Annotated in this window: 14 protein-coding genes; 8 read left to right on the top strand and 6 right to left on the bottom strand. The window is 45.0% G+C overall.

Features of this window, described 5'->3' with window-relative positions:
- The first annotated feature begins 74 nt into the window (after positions 1 to 74).
- Positions 75 to 257 carry a hypothetical protein gene (locus LPKJCM_RS13110; protein ID WP_165758550.1) on the top strand — a complete coding sequence of 61 codons (183 nt, stop codon included), beginning with the start codon at positions 75 to 77 and terminating at the stop codon, positions 255 to 257.
- Between the two features lie 90 nt (positions 258 to 347).
- The gene (gene glpK / locus LPKJCM_RS00860; protein ID WP_057962188.1) at positions 348 to 1,856 is read left to right on the top strand and encodes a glycerol kinase GlpK; all 1,509 of its coding nucleotides are present in this window, start codon (positions 348 to 350) and stop codon (positions 1,854 to 1,856) included.
- Between the two features lie 268 nt (positions 1,857 to 2,124).
- Here the strand turns inward: glpK and LPKJCM_RS00865 are convergent, their stop codons facing one another.
- Complete coding sequence (locus LPKJCM_RS00865) at positions 2,125 to 2,952, bottom strand: Cof-type HAD-IIB family hydrolase (protein WP_057962189.1); 828 nt, start codon at positions 2,950 to 2,952, stop codon at positions 2,125 to 2,127.
- Positions 2,953 to 3,029: 77 nt separating this feature from the next.
- Between LPKJCM_RS00865 and LPKJCM_RS00870 the strand changes: the two genes are divergently transcribed.
- Positions 3,030 to 4,394 (top strand): RsmB/NOP family class I SAM-dependent RNA methyltransferase, encoded by a 1,365-nt coding sequence (locus LPKJCM_RS00870; protein WP_057962190.1) that lies wholly within the window; start codon positions 3,030 to 3,032, stop codon positions 4,392 to 4,394.
- 59 nt (positions 4,395 to 4,453) lie between these two features.
- Here LPKJCM_RS00870 and fni read toward each other — a convergent pair whose 3' ends face one another.
- From fni to mvk, 4 genes are read right to left on the bottom strand one after another with little or no spacing between them, the layout of a single operon-like run.
- Positions 4,454 to 5,488 carry a type 2 isopentenyl-diphosphate Delta-isomerase gene (gene fni, locus LPKJCM_RS00875; protein ID WP_057962191.1) on the bottom strand — a complete coding sequence of 345 codons (1,035 nt, stop codon included), beginning with the start codon at positions 5,486 to 5,488 and terminating at the stop codon, positions 4,454 to 4,456.
- A 3-nt stretch (positions 5,489 to 5,491) separates the two neighbouring features.
- A complete protein-coding gene (locus LPKJCM_RS00880; protein WP_057962192.1) occupies positions 5,492 to 6,577 on the bottom strand; it encodes a phosphomevalonate kinase in 1,086 nt (361 codons plus the stop codon).
- 20 nt (positions 6,578 to 6,597) lie between these two features.
- Positions 6,598 to 7,584 (bottom strand): diphosphomevalonate decarboxylase, encoded by a 987-nt coding sequence (gene mvaD / locus LPKJCM_RS00885; protein WP_057962193.1) that lies wholly within the window; start codon positions 7,582 to 7,584, stop codon positions 6,598 to 6,600.
- Positions 7,565 to 8,542, bottom strand: a complete 978-nt coding sequence (gene mvk, locus LPKJCM_RS00890) for a mevalonate kinase (protein ID WP_057962199.1) — start codon at positions 8,540 to 8,542, stop codon at positions 7,565 to 7,567. The genes mvaD and mvk overlap by 20 nt, the downstream gene beginning before the upstream one ends.
- A 193-nt stretch (positions 8,543 to 8,735) precedes the next feature.
- Between mvk and LPKJCM_RS00895 the strand changes: the two genes are divergently transcribed.
- The 5 genes from LPKJCM_RS00895 to LPKJCM_RS00915 all read left to right on the top strand — a co-directional run bounded on the left by LPKJCM_RS00895 (position 8,736) and on the right by LPKJCM_RS00915 (position 15,425).
- The gene (locus LPKJCM_RS00895; protein WP_057962194.1) at positions 8,736 to 11,573 is read left to right on the top strand and encodes a helicase C-terminal domain-containing protein; all 2,838 of its coding nucleotides are present in this window, start codon (positions 8,736 to 8,738) and stop codon (positions 11,571 to 11,573) included.
- 64 nt (positions 11,574 to 11,637) lie between these two features.
- Entirely contained in the window at positions 11,638 to 12,144 is a 507-nt protein-coding gene (locus LPKJCM_RS00900; protein WP_057962195.1) for a cell wall elongation regulator TseB-like domain-containing protein, read from the top strand.
- Positions 12,145 to 12,162: 18 nt separating this feature from the next.
- On the top strand, positions 12,163 to 13,383 hold the full coding sequence (locus LPKJCM_RS00905) for a pyridoxal phosphate-dependent aminotransferase (RefSeq protein ID WP_057962196.1): 1,221 nt from the start codon (positions 12,163 to 12,165) through the stop codon (positions 13,381 to 13,383).
- Position 13,384: 1 nt separating this feature from the next.
- Positions 13,385 to 14,665 (top strand): asparagine--tRNA ligase, encoded by a 1,281-nt coding sequence (gene asnS, locus LPKJCM_RS00910; RefSeq protein WP_404819217.1) that lies wholly within the window; start codon positions 13,385 to 13,387, stop codon positions 14,663 to 14,665.
- A gap of 43 nt (positions 14,666 to 14,708) precedes the next feature.
- Positions 14,709 to 15,425: a DnaD domain-containing protein gene (locus LPKJCM_RS00915; protein WP_057962198.1), complete on the top strand. Its 717-nt coding sequence runs from the start codon at positions 14,709 to 14,711 to the stop codon at positions 15,423 to 15,425.
- A 78-nt stretch (positions 15,426 to 15,503) separates the two neighbouring features.
- Here LPKJCM_RS00915 and LPKJCM_RS00920 read toward each other — a convergent pair.
- On the bottom strand, positions 15,504 to 15,807 hold a 304-nt coding region (locus LPKJCM_RS00920; protein WP_165758551.1), incomplete at its 5' end, for a transposase.

Raw genomic sequence — 15,807 nt, forward strand, 5'->3', positions numbered from 1 at the left:
CTAGTTGAGACATCTATTCCTACCCCGCTTATCTTGAGTTTCGTCGCTTAAAGCATAGCACTAGGGAGGCTTAGATGCCTTTTTTTGTTATCAAAAAGGGCCTAGTACTTTTGGAATGGAAATACTTTCCAACACCAAAAATTCTAGACCCAAATAATCGTGAAGTGTCCAGAAGTCCGTACCCAAGCGTTGCGGGCTTTTTGTTTGCGATCAACTGGGTTAAAATCATCAATTTCTTTTACTTTGATAAAGTTTAGCCCAAGGTTGGTTTGCCACTCGATATTATTGTATACTTAACGAAGACAAATGCGTTTAAACGCACGAATAATAGGAATGGAGACCTTTACATGAATGATCAGCAATACATAATGTCCATTGATGAGGGGACGACGAGTACCCGGGCAATATTGTTTAATAATGATGGTGATATCGTTGGGAAAGCACAACGGGAGTTCCACCAGTATTTTCCAAAATCCGGTTGGGTTGAGCACGATGCCAACGAGATTTGGAATGCCGTTCAATCAGTGATCTCAGAAGCCTTGATTAATGCGGATGTTCAGCCATACAAGGTTAGAGGAATCGGTGTCACCAATCAGCGGGAAACCACGGTGATTTGGGATAAAAATACCGGCGAACCAATTTATCATGCGATTGTTTGGCAGTCCAAACAAACGGCCGCATTAGCTGATCAGCTTAAACACGCTGGCTATGATGAGATGATCCATGAAAAAACTGGGCTGATTATTGACTCATATTTCTCGGCTACCAAGATTCAATGGATTTTGGATAATGTCGCCGGTGCCCGCCAAAAGGCTGAAAACGGTGATCTATTGTTTGGAACCATCGATACTTGGGTTCTTTGGAAACTAACCGGCGGCAAGGTTCATGCGACGGATTATACCAACGCCAGTCGGACCATGCTGTTCAATATTCACACATTAACTTGGGATAAAGACATTTTGAAGCTGCTGCACATCCCTGAAAGTATGCTGCCGGAGGTCCATTCGTCGTCTGAAATTTATGGCTACACCGCTGGTTATTCCTTCTCGGGCGTTCAAGTACCGATTGCCGGAATTGCCGGTGACCAACAGGCAGCTCTGTTTGGCCAGATGGCATTGCAGCGGGGCATGATCAAAAACACGTACGGAACCGGTGCCTTCATTGTGATGAACACCGGCGAAGAACCAACGCTCTCCAAACGGGGCTTGTTGACCACGATTGCTTATGGGATCAACGGTAAAGTCAACTATGCCCTTGAAGGCAGTATTTTTGTGGCCGGTTCTGCCATTCAGTGGCTTAGAGACGGAATGGAAATGGTTAAATCATCTCCTGATTCTGAACAGATGGCAATTGATGCCAAAAGCACTGATGGTGTTTATGTGGTGCCGGCTTTTACGGGGTTGGGCGCGCCATATTGGGATCAGGATGCTCGCGGAGCCGTCTTTGGTTTAACCCGCGGCACCACCAAAAATCAATTCGTTAGAGCCACGCTTGAGTCTTTGGCCTATCAGACCAGGGATGTTGTCGACACCATGGCAGCTGAAACCGGAATCGATTTGAAATCACTGGCAGTCGATGGTGGGGCAGCCAATAATAATTATTTAATGCAATTTCAAGCTGATATTTTAGGAACTCCCATTCAGCGGGCCTCAATCTCCGAGACGACTGCCTTGGGGGCTGCCTACTTAGCAGGCCTGGCAGTTGGTTTTTGGGATTCCATCGAAGAAATTCGCCGGACGGTTAAATCTCGCGATGCTTTTGCACCGCAAATGGATGGGAAGACCCGCACCAAACTGTATACTGGTTGGCAAAAGGCCGTTCAGGCAACTATTCAGTATCATCCCGATGAATATTAGTGGTTGAATGATCATTTGGCGATGGCCTTTCGACGATTTGAAATCACAAAAAGAGGATGGGACTAACTCTTTTGCGTTTGTAATGGCAACTTTGATCACCACTTCTATCTTGCCAAAAGCTGCGACAAACGGCAGATCCCTGCCATTTAGCGAGAAAATGCAACCATTCCAAAACCAGGAATGATTGCATTTTCTCGTTAAACTCTGGGATCTAAACGCCTATTGTCCCACCTTATCTTAGTTATCAGATAGCCGGTTCACAGATTATTTAAGCACCCACCGCAATATCCAGCCGGTCTTGGAGATAACGGGCAACCCCATCTTCGTCATTGGTGAAATCAGTGACTTCATCGGCGAGTCCCTTAATTTTAGCAATGGCATTTTTCATCGCAACGCCGGTACCCGCATATTGCATCATGGTCAAGTCGTTGCCCTCATCTCCGAAAGCAATAATGTCCTTTTGGAGGATCCCGTAGTAATCAGCTAAAAATTTGAGGCCAGTGGATTTATGAACCCCTTTAGTGGCAATTTCAACTATCGGATTTGGACCGCCCCATGGGGAGACCTCGACCTCGTCGCCAAATTGCTGTTCAACAAAGTCAATTAAGCCCTGCTTAAGTTCCGGTTTCACTTGAACCGTGATACTGATCGGATTTTCTTTTAAGCTCTTGTTACTCAGTATTTGGTTGGTGGTTAACGTGCTTGGAAAGAAACCGAAGCCACTGCTCAATCCCTGATTGGCCAAGAACATGTTTCGACCCTCAACAGCGACCAGAGACAAGCCAAGTGGTTTGCTTTTTGCCAATAATTCAGTCACAATTTCTTTGTCGATGGTGTACTGATATTCACGATTCCAGGCTTGATGTGGTAAAATGCCAAGGTTGCCATTGAAATTGATCATTGGGGTGGTTAACTTTAAATCATCGTAAAAATTTTCAGAAAGTCTATTGGGACGGCCAGTCACGATACTGACTATGTATCCTTGATCCGCAGCTGCTTGAATTGTTTCGGCAGTTTTTGCACTGATCTGGCTATCGTTATTTAAAGTGGTGCCGTCCAAGTCGAGGGCGATTAATTTTTTTGTAATGGTGATCACTCCTTATTAACATATCCATTTATACTATCTGAAAAGTCATAACACGTCAATTATTAGGTCCAAAAAGGGAGATTAGAATGAACTTACCAACCGATTTTGTGAATAAGTATCAGCAGTTGATGGGCAAAGTGAAAGCCGATCAATTCATTGCCAGCTTTGATGAGCCAACAACGCCAGGATTTCGACTCAATCCATTAAAAGCCAGTCAGCCAACTGATTTAGACCTGAGTGCGCCCACAGAACACTGCCAATTTGGCTACCATGGCCAGGTGAGCGGCAAAACCGTTGACCATCAAAGCGGTGCGGTTTACAGCCAAGAACCCAGTGCGATGTATGTGGGGGAAGTTGCCCATCCAAATCAGGGTGAAAAAGTCCTTGATCTATGTGCTGCCCCCGGTGGGAAAACAACCCACCTTGGCAGCTATCTGGAAAACTCCGGCCTGCTGGTTGCCAACGAGATTGACAGCAAGCGCGCCAAAGCGTTGGTGGAAAACGTGGAGCGGTTTGGCATGACTAATACGATTGTGACCAATACCGATCCCGATCATTTAGCGGACCAATTACTGGAATTCTTCGATCGAATTTTAGTGGATGCACCGTGTTCTGGAGAAGGGATGTTTCGAAAAGACCCGGATGCCATTCAGTATTGGTCTTTGGATTATCCAGTTGAGTGTGCGACTCGGCAACGGGTTATTCTCGCACAGGCGGTTAAGAATCTAAAACCCGGTGGGGAGCTGATTTATTCAACCTGCACCTTTGCACCTGAAGAAGATGAACAAATTATTGCCTGGTTGGTGGATACCTATGGCTTTGAAATTCAACCGATTAAAAAGTTCGCCGGAATGGATGATGGTCAACCTGACTGGGCGAATGGCAATCAGGATTTAACCAATTGTGTTCGCATCTTTCCACATCATTTCAACGGAGAGGGCCATTTTATTGCTAAATTGAAAAAGCCCGCAAACTCAGAGGAAGAAAAGGAGCCCCGACGTTTTCGCGGCATCAGTCGAAACATTGAGATGCCTTCCAAAGAACAGAATCAACTGTTTAATGAGTTTGCTAAAACGACCTTAAAGAATGTTCATTTTGACAAATTAGTGGTCTTCAAAGATCATCTCTACTCAGTGCCGGAAAACACCCCCAATCTCTCTGGGGTCAAGATTGTCCGGCTCGGTTTGGAAATGGGAACTTTTAAAAAGAATCGGTTTAAACCAAGTTATGGGTTGGCCTTGGCACTTCATTCTGATCAAGTTACTCAAAAAATCACCATTGATCAGGCGGATTGGCAAAAATACGTTCACGGTGATACGTTCCAGGTATCAACTAAATTGAAAAAGGGCTGGTATCTATTGGTTTGTCAGCAGCAACCAGTCGGTTTTGTCAAAGTCGTTAACGGAACAGCCAAGAATTTCTTTCCCAAGGGGTTACGATTCGCCATGTAAAAAAGAGCTAAATCACAATCAGCGGTTTTCCGGTCCTGGTTGTCGACTTAACTCTTTTTTTAGTAGGTTAATTTTCTTTGATTTAAGTAGCTTAACAGTTCTGGATCAAGGACCAGGCGTTGCTGCTGTAAGTCAGTAATGGTTCGGCAGTTCAACATCAGCATGATTGCCTTTAAGCCATACTGCCATTCTTTGACGTCATTAATAATTTGATCATCCGATTGATGGATAATGTCGTGGAGCCAGTAGGCGGCTACCCCGACGGCTGAAGCGCCCAACGCGAGGCATTTAGCGACGTCCAGTGGCGATTTGACGCCACCGGCAGCAATTAGATCGACCTGACGACTAAACGAATGGGCTTCCAGTAAAGATTCCACGGTACTCAAACCCCAGTCGGATAGATAAGCCATGTCTTTTGCTGGCCGGCGAAAGTTCTCGATAGCAGCAAAATTAGTCCCACCATGGCCACCAACGTTGATATATTTGACGCCTAGGTCGATCAGCTGTGAAATGGTTGCTTGGCTCATGCCGAAGCCAACCTCTTTGACGATGACGGGTACATCAAGAGCGCTAACAATTTGTTGAATGTTGTTAATGAAGTTAAATGCTCGATCACCTTCAGGCATCACGAGCTCTTGAGCAACGTTGACGTGTAACTCTAAAGCATCAGCAGCAATCATCTCGACAGCTTTTTTGGCGTCTTCAACACCGTGATTTGCGCCAATATTCGCTAAGATAATCCCCGCTGGATTCATCTCGCGGACAATCTCGAATGAATCGCTGACACTGGGATCACTTAAGCCAACACTTTGTGAACCAACGGCCATCGCCAAATCACATGTTTTCGCAACCATGGCCAGACGACGATTGATCTCCTTTGTGCTTTGGCTGCCGCCGGACATCGCCTCAATATAAAATGGGGTTGCCAGTGAAAGCGGGCCAATATGAGTGGTTAAATCAATGTCGTTTAAGTCATATTTAGGCAGGCTGGCGTTAACAAAGCGGACATCCCTAAATGAATCGTCGGTTGGCTGGTAGAACTTTTCGGCCAGGGAAACATGTTCATCTTTACGGTGTGAATGTTGTGAAGTCATAGGCTACTCCTTGTCGAGATCGATGACGGGATGGACTTTGAGGGCCAGTTGCTGGATGCCATTTTCTTGCCAATGGGCGATCATTGAATCAACATCGGTATCTTTGTCGGCCACGACGATGCCACAGTCACCGCCACCGGCTCCGGATGATTTTGCGGCCGCCGCGTGGTCGACAGCGATATCACACATTTTCTTGAGAATGGGTGTTTCAATCGGCACTTTGGTAAAGGCTGCTAGGTGCTGCAGAATTTCACGGTTGCGGCGGATACCTTGCTTGATAACAGACAGACTGCCATTTTTAAAACCGTCAATTAATTCGTCCAAGCAGGCTTTGCTTTCAGCTAAAAAGTGGGTGTAAGTTTCATGTTGGTTGCTCTTTTGAACGGCAACCTTATCAACTAAATGCGAAGTGGATGCGGGAGATCCGGTCCAGCCGATGATCAATTTCAACCCATCCGGTGGTGTCAATTGGGTAATCTTTAGATGCGGCCAAGGCTTGTTGACCAAGCTGATGAGGTCTTCCTGCATTCGGGCAGCCATTAGCCAGCTGCGGTCAAACGAACGATAAGCGATCCAGCCGCCGTAAACACTGGCGGCAATATCTCCCAGTGAGCCATTTCCCTGAACGTCCAAGTGAGCAATGGCGGACAGCTTGAATAGTTTACTTTTGGTCAGCGGCAAGTGGTAGAATTGGCAAAGCGCCTTGACTGTTGCCACCGTTACAGCAGCTGAGGAGCCCAACCCATATTTTTTACCATTGGGGCTGTCCAAATCGCTGTTGATGCGCAAATCATAGAGTTCCATTTGCCGGCCGAGGGATTGCGCATACTCCTCGATGAGCTGAATGGCTGAAATTATGTAATTAAACGTGTTGTCACGGTTATCAAGAATCATCTGATCACCGCGGCGGCGCCAGTAAACAGAATCTTCGCGGTATTGTTTTGAAACGATACTGCCATAGGACTTACTTCGAGAAATTTCGACAGTTACGAATTGGTCCAAAGCCACAATAATAGAAGGGTAGCCCGTTTCGACTACCGCGTACTCACCGGCGATATATAATTTTCCCGGAGCTTTAACCTTAATCAACGGATCATTTCCTTTCTTGCTTATAAGTATTTCACACCAGGTCCAGGCTTGGCAACGGTCACTTTGGTTGGGCCAAATAGGGTTGAGAAGGTGTAGGTGATGACTTTAACATTGGCTTGTTGACAAATGATTTTAATATTTGGGCCGGCATCGATTGTATAGTAACATTCAATGCCTGAATGCCTAAGGCGTTTGACTTCGTTCATTGCAACTAGGGTGTCACCAGTGAAGTAGAGAAAATCCGGATCGGCGCTTAAGGTTAGGGCGTGCATTCGCATCGCATTTAACTCACTGATTGTGCCAAAGCGGGTGAAGTCATTGTCTTTGATGGCTGCTTTGATATTGGCGAGATCGGCGTCGACGACTTTGATCCAAGTCGGATAATAGGGGGAGGTTTTAACCGAAAATGCCATGCCCTTCCGACTGGATACTGGTTTTTGATGTTTTTCAACGGTTAAAGCGACGATTCTGATGTCGTTTAAATGCCTCGTCTCGATGGGGACTGCGAAGGAACTTGCATCATCGAATCCCTTCTGCCATTCGACAAAGCCGCCAAAAATTGATCGGCAGGCGGAACCGGATCCTCGGCGTGCCAGTCGAGACAGATCGGTTAAGCTCAGATTCATACCGGCTGCTTTGCTGGCAGCGGCTGCCAAGGCCGCAAATGCCGAGGCGGAGGATGCCAAACCGGCAGCGGTTGGTACATGGTTCGTCGAGTTGACTTCGGCACTTAAGTTGAGTCCCGATTCTTGGCGAACAAGTTCTAAGAAGTCATGAACCCGTTTGCTACCAGTTCCCGTTACCACGTGGTCATCGATTGTAATCCGGTCCTCAGACAGATTAGCGTTAAATTGGACACTCGTCTGTGTGTAAAATTGGTCCAGTGTTAAAGAAAGGCTGCTGGTATAGGGGATGATGAGTTCAGAATCTTGTTTGCCCCAATATTTGATTAGGGCAATATTGGTGTGGGCAACTGTTGTGACGGTTTTATTTGACGAGGTTGTCATGAGCTTCTCCTGTCGAAAATTGATAATTCTTAAATGATTGAATCCAAGTCTGGGTTGCGCCGGCTTTTCGAAGTGCCGTTGAAATCTGTTGGGCATCCGTTTGGTTTTTGGCTAAGGCAATTACACAGCCACCAAGCCCACTGCCAGTTAGTTTGGCACCTAAAGCGTGATTATCACAGGCCACCTGGCAGAAAGTGTCGAGCGTCTGGTTGCTGACACCAAGCTTGGCTAAGTCACGTTGGGATTGCGTCATCATTTGACCCAACAATTCATCGTCAGTCGTTGCCAAAGCATTTCGGGCGGTTTCGGCGATTCTTCCCAGTTCATCAATCAGTGGCTGAAAACTTTCCGGTTCATCGACCAGGTTATCATGGACTAGCGAAACGGCTTCACTGGTTTTTCCTTTAATCCCGCTGTCGGCAATGACCAACGATGAGGTGGGCAGGTTAAAATCAATTTGTTCATTAATTTCGTTACGGATAAACCAAATTGGCATGTTGGAGCTGGCAGTCGCCGAGTCCAAACCACTGGGGTTGCCGTGGGTAATTTTTTCCTCGACATTGGCTAGCTTTAGTAATTGGCTTCTAGTGAGATTAACTTCAAAAAAGTCAAAAAAAGCGCGTACAATCGCAATTGCGGTTGCGGCTGAGGATCCCATTCCGCGTTCGGCGGGCAGCTTGCTTTTTATATCGAGATCAAAGCCAAGCCCTTTTGCGCCAAACAAATTAATCAGATGACTGATTAAGGTTTTCACACCCCTCAAGTTGTCAGCCATTTCATCGATTGGGCCGTCAAAATAACGACAGTGAATTTGTTGACCTGCTGGGATTCTTTTGATGGTCGCAATCACATCAACGGAGTAAATTGGGATCGCGATGGCGGGCTTGCCATAAACAACACTGTGCTCACCAAACCAAATAATTTTTGCGTAACTTTTTCCAGTTGCTTTATCTTTCAACTTTATCCGCTCACTTTCAAACATTTCAATTTTATCATAGTTCATTGATTCAAGAACGTTTTAAAGATATTTTTAGAGATTCATAAATAATTCTACGTCTTTCCATGGTAGATTATCACATCTTGCTTGTAGTATGATTAAAGTTAGTGAATATTTAAGAAAAGTCAGCTCATAAACAGATTGGTGAATGACAATGAATTCAAAAACCACCTTTGCAGTGGTTGATATTGAAACGACCGGAACAGATCTTTCTGCTGATAATCGGACAATTCAGTTCAGCTGCTGCTTGGTTTCCAACAATAAAATTATTAAAACATTTGTGACCGATATCAATCCACAACGAGAGGTGCCCAACCGAATTGTGCAGTTAACCGGGATCACTAATGATCGGCTGAAAAAAGCCAAAACTTTTGATCAGGTTGCTGCTCAACTCTATTCTTTGCTCAACAACACGGTTTTTGTCGCCCATAATGTGAATTTTGATTTTCCATTTCTCAATTCAGAATTCCAACGGGTTGGTTATCCGGAATTACAAATCGAAGCAATTGATACTGTTACTTTGAGCCAAATTTTGCTGCCAACGTTGTCCAGTTATCGGCTGCAGGATCTCAGCAGTTATTTTAACATCGAACATGATCATCCGCATACTGCCGATAGTGATGCCCTGGCAACCGCCAAACTCTTACTGATCTTGTTGCGGCAAATTCAGACTTTGCCGAAAATGACCTTGGAACAAATTATTCGAGTCAATCCATCTTTACCACAAGATACGATGCAGGTCTTTTTGGATGCGGATGAAACCAACAAAAAAAGCATTCATGCGCCAAAATTACCAGACCAGCTGCGGATCTCATCAGGACTGGTTTTGCGTAAACAAGACCCTATCACCATCAGTGAAGAGTCTGATAAGCAACGCTTTTCCTACCCCAAAACCAAAAAGGCCAAACAAAAGCTGCTGCCTGATAATCTGGAGTCGCGGCTTGAGCAGAATAAGATGATGAACTTGATCTACAATAATTATGCCGATCAAAGCCATCACCAAGCTAAGACACTCTTAATTGAGGCACCAACTGGAATTGGGAAGAGCCTGGGTTATTGTCTGCCGTTGAGTTATTTGGTATCCGCCAACAAGCCGGCGGTCATCAGTACTTCAACGACTTATCTGCAGTTTCAGCTGCAAAACCAGACCCTGCCGATGTTAAATGAAGGACTGCCATTCAAAGTCAACAGTGTGATTTTGAAAGGCGCCAGTCACTACATTGACCTATATAAGTTCCGTCATTTATTAGACGTTCCCGACAATTCGACACAAACGGCGTTCATTAAAGCCCAGATATTGGTTTGGCTGACCGTCACTACAACGGGCGATTTAGATGAGCTACACCTAAACGTCGATCAAACACCATTCGTCTGGAAAATTCAGCATACCGGTGTGAAATGGCTGGATCCACAAGAACCCTTTTATGACGATGACTTTTTACGTTATAACTTGAAAAAGGCGCAGCGGGCTGATTTTGTGATCGTCAATCACAGTTATTTGATTAAAAATTGGCAGTATTTCAAAAATCTGCCGGAAAAACCCTATTTAGTCATTGATGAAACTCAGCAGTTTGCAGAAACTGCCGTTCGTAACAACCAAGAACGGATTAATCCATTGTCATTGACGACTGCGATTAATAAAATCTTGGCAGACGTCAATGGCTCTCACGAAGATAATATCAAGGAAATTGTGGAAGACGATGCGATTTTGAGCCAGGCTATCTCTGAGCTGGATCAAAAGCTTCGGCAAGCCAAAAATTTGGTTTCGACCGTTACGACGACTTTCTTTTCGATGGTCGTCAAGGGAAAACGACTCCATCGAAATGCGGAATTTTTCGAGCGTTTGATCCCCATTAACGAGATGAAAGCAGCTATGTCTGCCAATCAAGAAACAATCAGCCAACTCCGGGCGGTCCACGAGCGCTTGGATGAGCTGTTGGCCACTTTAAATGCCCAAATCGACCACAACGCCGGGGTGTATACCAACCATGATTTCTTGAGCATTTATTCTTTCTTTGAGAACTACCATACTTTTAATCATCAGTTACGTTTGCTATTGGCAATTATTGATGTTGATGAACGATCAATTGAGCAGCATGTGACTTGGGTCACCGTTAATAATGCCAAGGATGTCAATAGTCTGACCCTTAATCGTGGTATCTTGAAAACGGAGGATTATCTCCGTGACCATGTGTACGGGGCGTTTGAGCCGGTGACCTTTACCGGTGCAACTATTTTTTCTTCACGGCGTTCTCAGTTCATCTATAATTTGCTTGGAATTAGTCGTGAAGCAGCCTCAATCAAGCGGCTCAAAAGCGATTTTAATCCTAAAGATCAAGCCCGGCTGTATTTGGTTACCGACTCTGACGACCGGCAATTCGCGACAAATTCCGATAATTATCTGCAGAAGGTTGCAAGCAATATCGAAGTCATCTACAAGAATGAGCCCCGGCAGACCTTGGTGCTGTTTAATTCACTCAATGCCATCGAACGAACCTATCGGCTGCTTCAAGACAGTGGCTTCACGGCGACTCATTTTGTCTTGGCCCAGGGTGTTCACGGCACAGCAGCCAAAATCAGTAAGCAGTTCATTCATCATGAACCGGCCATCCTGTTAGGCGCCAATACCTTCTGGCAGGGAGTCGACTTTCCGAGAAACCTATTGGAAAATTTAATCGTTGCCCAATTGCCGTTTGATACCCCCTCAGACCCGTATAATCACGCGCTGTACTCAATTGAGCGCAGTAAGGGTAAGAACCCGTTTTATAGTATTACGCTCCCCAAAGCGACTCTCAGGCTGCGTCAGGGCATGGGGCGCCTGCTACGGACCAAGGATGACTTCGGGACCATTTTTATTTTGGATCCCCGATTATTATCCAAACGATACGGCAGCACCATTTTGGCGAACCTGCGTAATGATATTCCGGTTGTCAAAGGCCAAATTGATGAATGTGTCCTTGACATGGTTAAGTTTTTTGAAAGCAGAAATTAATTTGCGGTTGAGCAGTCGGATTTTTGCTATAATTAGAAATAACGAAATTTGAGAGGAAGTTACCATGCAACGGCATCGAAGAGTTAAAAAACAATCATACGTCAAGATTTCTTGGATCGTTATCTCGATCATTTTGATTCTCTGCTTTTCGTTCTTCATCATCCTGCACACAGCGGAGCGGCCAATGACCATTGCTCGCGGCCAGACCGAAACAATTGTTAAAAAGTATGCCGGATTAAAGAAGGTTGACTCGTTTTACACCTCTAATTTGGGGAAGACCTACTATTCGGTTTCGGGCGTTGATCGAAAGAATCAAAGTGTCTATGTGATCGTCGCTAAGAAGGGCGGCACAGTCAACGTTATCAATAGCAGTAGTGGCATCAGCGAACAGCAGGCCAAAAATGTGATTCAACGACAAAAACATCCAGCCAAATTGAACGGTATCGGGCTAACTTTGATTAGTAACCGGCCATACTGGGTTGTCAGCTACATGAATTCGAAGAATCGGTTATGTTTTACGACGATCAGTTTTAAAAATGGTACCATTTACAAATCAATTGAAAACATTTAACAACGAAAGGATATTTTAATGAAATTTTCAAAACGGGCCATGCAGGTGACACCTTCTGCAACCGTCAAAGTTTCAAACACCGCAAAGGCCATGATTAGAAAAGGAATTGACGTCATCAATTTGGGAATTGGAGAACCTGATTTTCCAACACCAAAAATCATCGCAGACGCAGCAATTGACGCCATTCAGTCGGGTAAGACCAGTTTTTACACGCCGGCAAGCGGCTTGCCACAACTAAAAGAGGCCATTGCTGAGCGCATCAAGCAAGACTATGGGGTTGTTTATCCAGCTGATCAAATTAGTGTGACTAATGGCGCAAAGATGGCTCTGTATGTGTTAATGCAGGTATTGGTTGATGACGGCGCAGATGTCTTGCTGCCAAGGCCAAGCTGGGTGAGTTATCGCCAGCAGGTCAGTTTAGCTGGCGGCAAACTGGTCGTTGTTGAAACCGGGGCGGATTTTAAAATCACTACCCAGGCACTCGATCAAGCCGTGACCAAAAATGCGAAGGTGTTGGTGATTAACTCACCCCAAAATCCAACCGGAACGGTGTATTCCAGGGATGAATTAGCTGCCATTGGTCAATGGGCTGTTTTACACAACGTGACTTTAATTGCTGACGATATTTATGGCAAACTGGTCTATAATCAAAATCAGTTCGTTTCATTGGTTCAAATTAGTGATGAGATCGCTGCTGCGACCGTTCTGGTCAACGGCGTTTCCAAAGCATATTCAATGACTGGCTGGCGGATTGGCTATTTAGCCGGTGCACCGGAATTAATTGACAAGGTCAATTCAATCCTGTCCCATTCGACCGGCAATCCGTCGACGGCAAGTCAATATGCTGCTATCGCCGCATTTCAGTCCGATCAATCAGACGTTGAGACAATGCGGGTCGCGTTTGAACAACGATTGAATACGATTTACCCTTTGGTACAACAAATCCCAGGCTTTGAACTGGCAGCTAAACCCCAAGGCGCCTTTTATTTATTTCCAAATGTCCAGGCAGCCGTTGAGCTGGCAAACCTCAACAATTCAGGTGAGTTGGTTGACCGACTACTGGCAGAAGCCCACGTCGCAGTTGTCGATGGGGCTGCTTTTGGTATGCCAGGCTACCTCAGGTTGAGTTATGCCACCAGTTTGGAGAATTTGTTGACTGCAGTTGAGCGAATCACTGAATTTATGAATCAATTTTCAGAAAAACAAGTATCTGGAGGAATTGGAATTGAAACAGATTAACATGGTTGACGCACCCAAGTACGTTAATGAAAAGGTTAAAATTGGTGTTTGGCTAACCAACAAACGTTCGAGTGGTAAGATTGCCTTTCTGCAGTTGCGAGATGGAACGGCCTTTTTCCAAGGCGTTGTCGTTAAGAATAATGTCGCCCCAGAAGTTTTTGAGCTGGCTAAGGAAGTTAAGCAAGAAACCAGTATGTGGGTGACTGGGATTGTTCACGAGGATTCTCGGTCCAAGTTTGGCTACGAGATCGAAATTGAAACCATTGAGGTTCTTTCGGAAACCCACGATTATCCAATTACGCCCAAAGAACACGGGGTTGACTTTTTAATGGATCACCGTCATCTTTGGCTAAGATCCAGCCGCCCACATGCTGTAATGCGGATCCGTAACGAAGTCATTAAAGCGACTTATGATTTCTTCAATGACGAAGGTTTTATCAAAGTTGATGCGCCAATTCTAACAGGAAGTGCACCGGAAGGCACTACGACGCTTTTCCATACTGAATACTTCGATCGGGATGCTTATTTGTCTCAGAGTGGTCAATTGTATGAGGAAGCTGGCGCCGAAGCCTTTGGTAAAGTATTCTCATTTGGTCCGACTTTTAGGGCGGAAAAATCAAAGACTCGCCGTCATTTAATTGAATTTTGGATGATCGAACCCGAAATGGCCTTCATGCATCAAGAAGAGAGTCTTGAAGTTCAAGAGCGTTATATTGCGTATCTGGTAACCCGGGTCCTTGATAACTGTCAAATGGAACTCAAGACTTTAGGACGTGATCCTGAGGTACTTAAGAAGTACACCGTTTTACCTTATCCACGAATCAGCTACGATGAAGCGATTACGATGCTTAAAAAGGGTGGCTTTGATTTGGAGTGGGGAGTTGACTTTGGTTCCCCGGAAGAAACCTATCTTGCTGACCAATTCAACCAACCGGTCTTTGTCATTAACTACCCGAAGGCCATTAAGCCGTTTTACATGAAGCCACATCCAACTCGAGACGACGTGGTGATTTGTGCTGATTTGCTTGCGCCTGAAGGATACGGCGAAATTATCGGTGGTTCCGAAAGAGCGACTGACTATGATTATCTTTATGACCAAATTGTCAAAGCTGGTTTGGACCCGAAAGAATACTCATGGTACTTAGATTTACGTAAATACGGCAGTGTGCCGCATTCCGGTTTTGGTTTGGGACTTGAAAGGGCACTTACCTGGTTAACCGGGGAGGATCATGTCCGCAAAGCAATCCCATTTCCAAGACTGCTTAACAGAATTTACCCATAAATTGAAATTAAGAGACTATTTTGGTGGATTCGAGGTGAATTGAATGGACGATTATGCACACAATTTACTGAATGAAGGCCAGACCACGGTCAGTAACTATTTGTTACGACATTATCATCAGATCGGGATTACCAATCAAGAGATGTTTATTTACCTGCTGATTAAAGGCGACCATGACCTAGTGATCCCAATGCCGGAGATGTCTGATCTGCAGGCACAAACCAATTATTCTGAACAACAGCTGTTTAATTTGTTCCATCAAATGATTGAAAAAAAACTGACGAAAATTACTCAGGTCGTGATTGAAGGCCAGCAAGTGGATGCCTACGATTTCACTCCGATGTACGAAAAACTGTCGTTAGTTAAACCAACCGAAGTCAATTCCCAGATTCCGTCAACCCCGACATCAAAGGCGATTAGCAGCACGGATCGTCAGGCAGTGTTTCAAAGCATTGAACAGGAATTTGGTCGCACACTGTCGCCGATTGAGATGGAGTCGATCAGCCAGTGGTTGGATATTGACCACTATTCGCCGGAGTTGATTCAGCTGGCGTTGAAGGAAGCCGTCTTGAGTCAGGTCTATAATTTAAATTATATGGACCGAATTATTAGTACCTGGTATAAGCGAAATTTAAAGACACCACAGCAAGTTGAGGCCGCAAAAAAGAATCGAAGTCATCCACATTCGGATGATATTTCGACGGGCTACGATGGTCCGGAAATTCCGTTTATCAACTTGTCAGGAAATTCAAATAAATAGTTAATGAGAAAATCGGCTATAGGCTTTTTTCGGGTTCTTCGTCAACTGTTGTTGGTGAACAAAATATTGGAGTTCTAATCACTTGGTGATTAGAGCTCTTTTTGTATGAACTCGAAAAGCAAACAGTACTCTGAGCCGGAATCTGAAGAAGTTTCGGTAACCAAATCCAGTTCGTTTAATGACTTTAATCTTATTATTGGAACCATCTAAAGGCCCGTTGGTGTAATGGTGAGTAAAAGTGTTGCCAATTTCATCACGATGAACTGCCAAGGTTTGGAGGACTGCCAACATTTCTTCCGAGCAGCCTTGCAGGTGGTGAAAGGCTTGATTATAGTTGGGCCAGTCACGGGTTTTGATGGTTTCACGTAACTGATTCATCACA

Origin of the sequence: Lentilactobacillus parakefiri (genome assembly GCF_002157585.1) — a bacterium.
Lineage (GTDB): Bacteria > Bacillota > Bacilli > Lactobacillales > Lactobacillaceae > Lentilactobacillus > Lentilactobacillus parakefiri.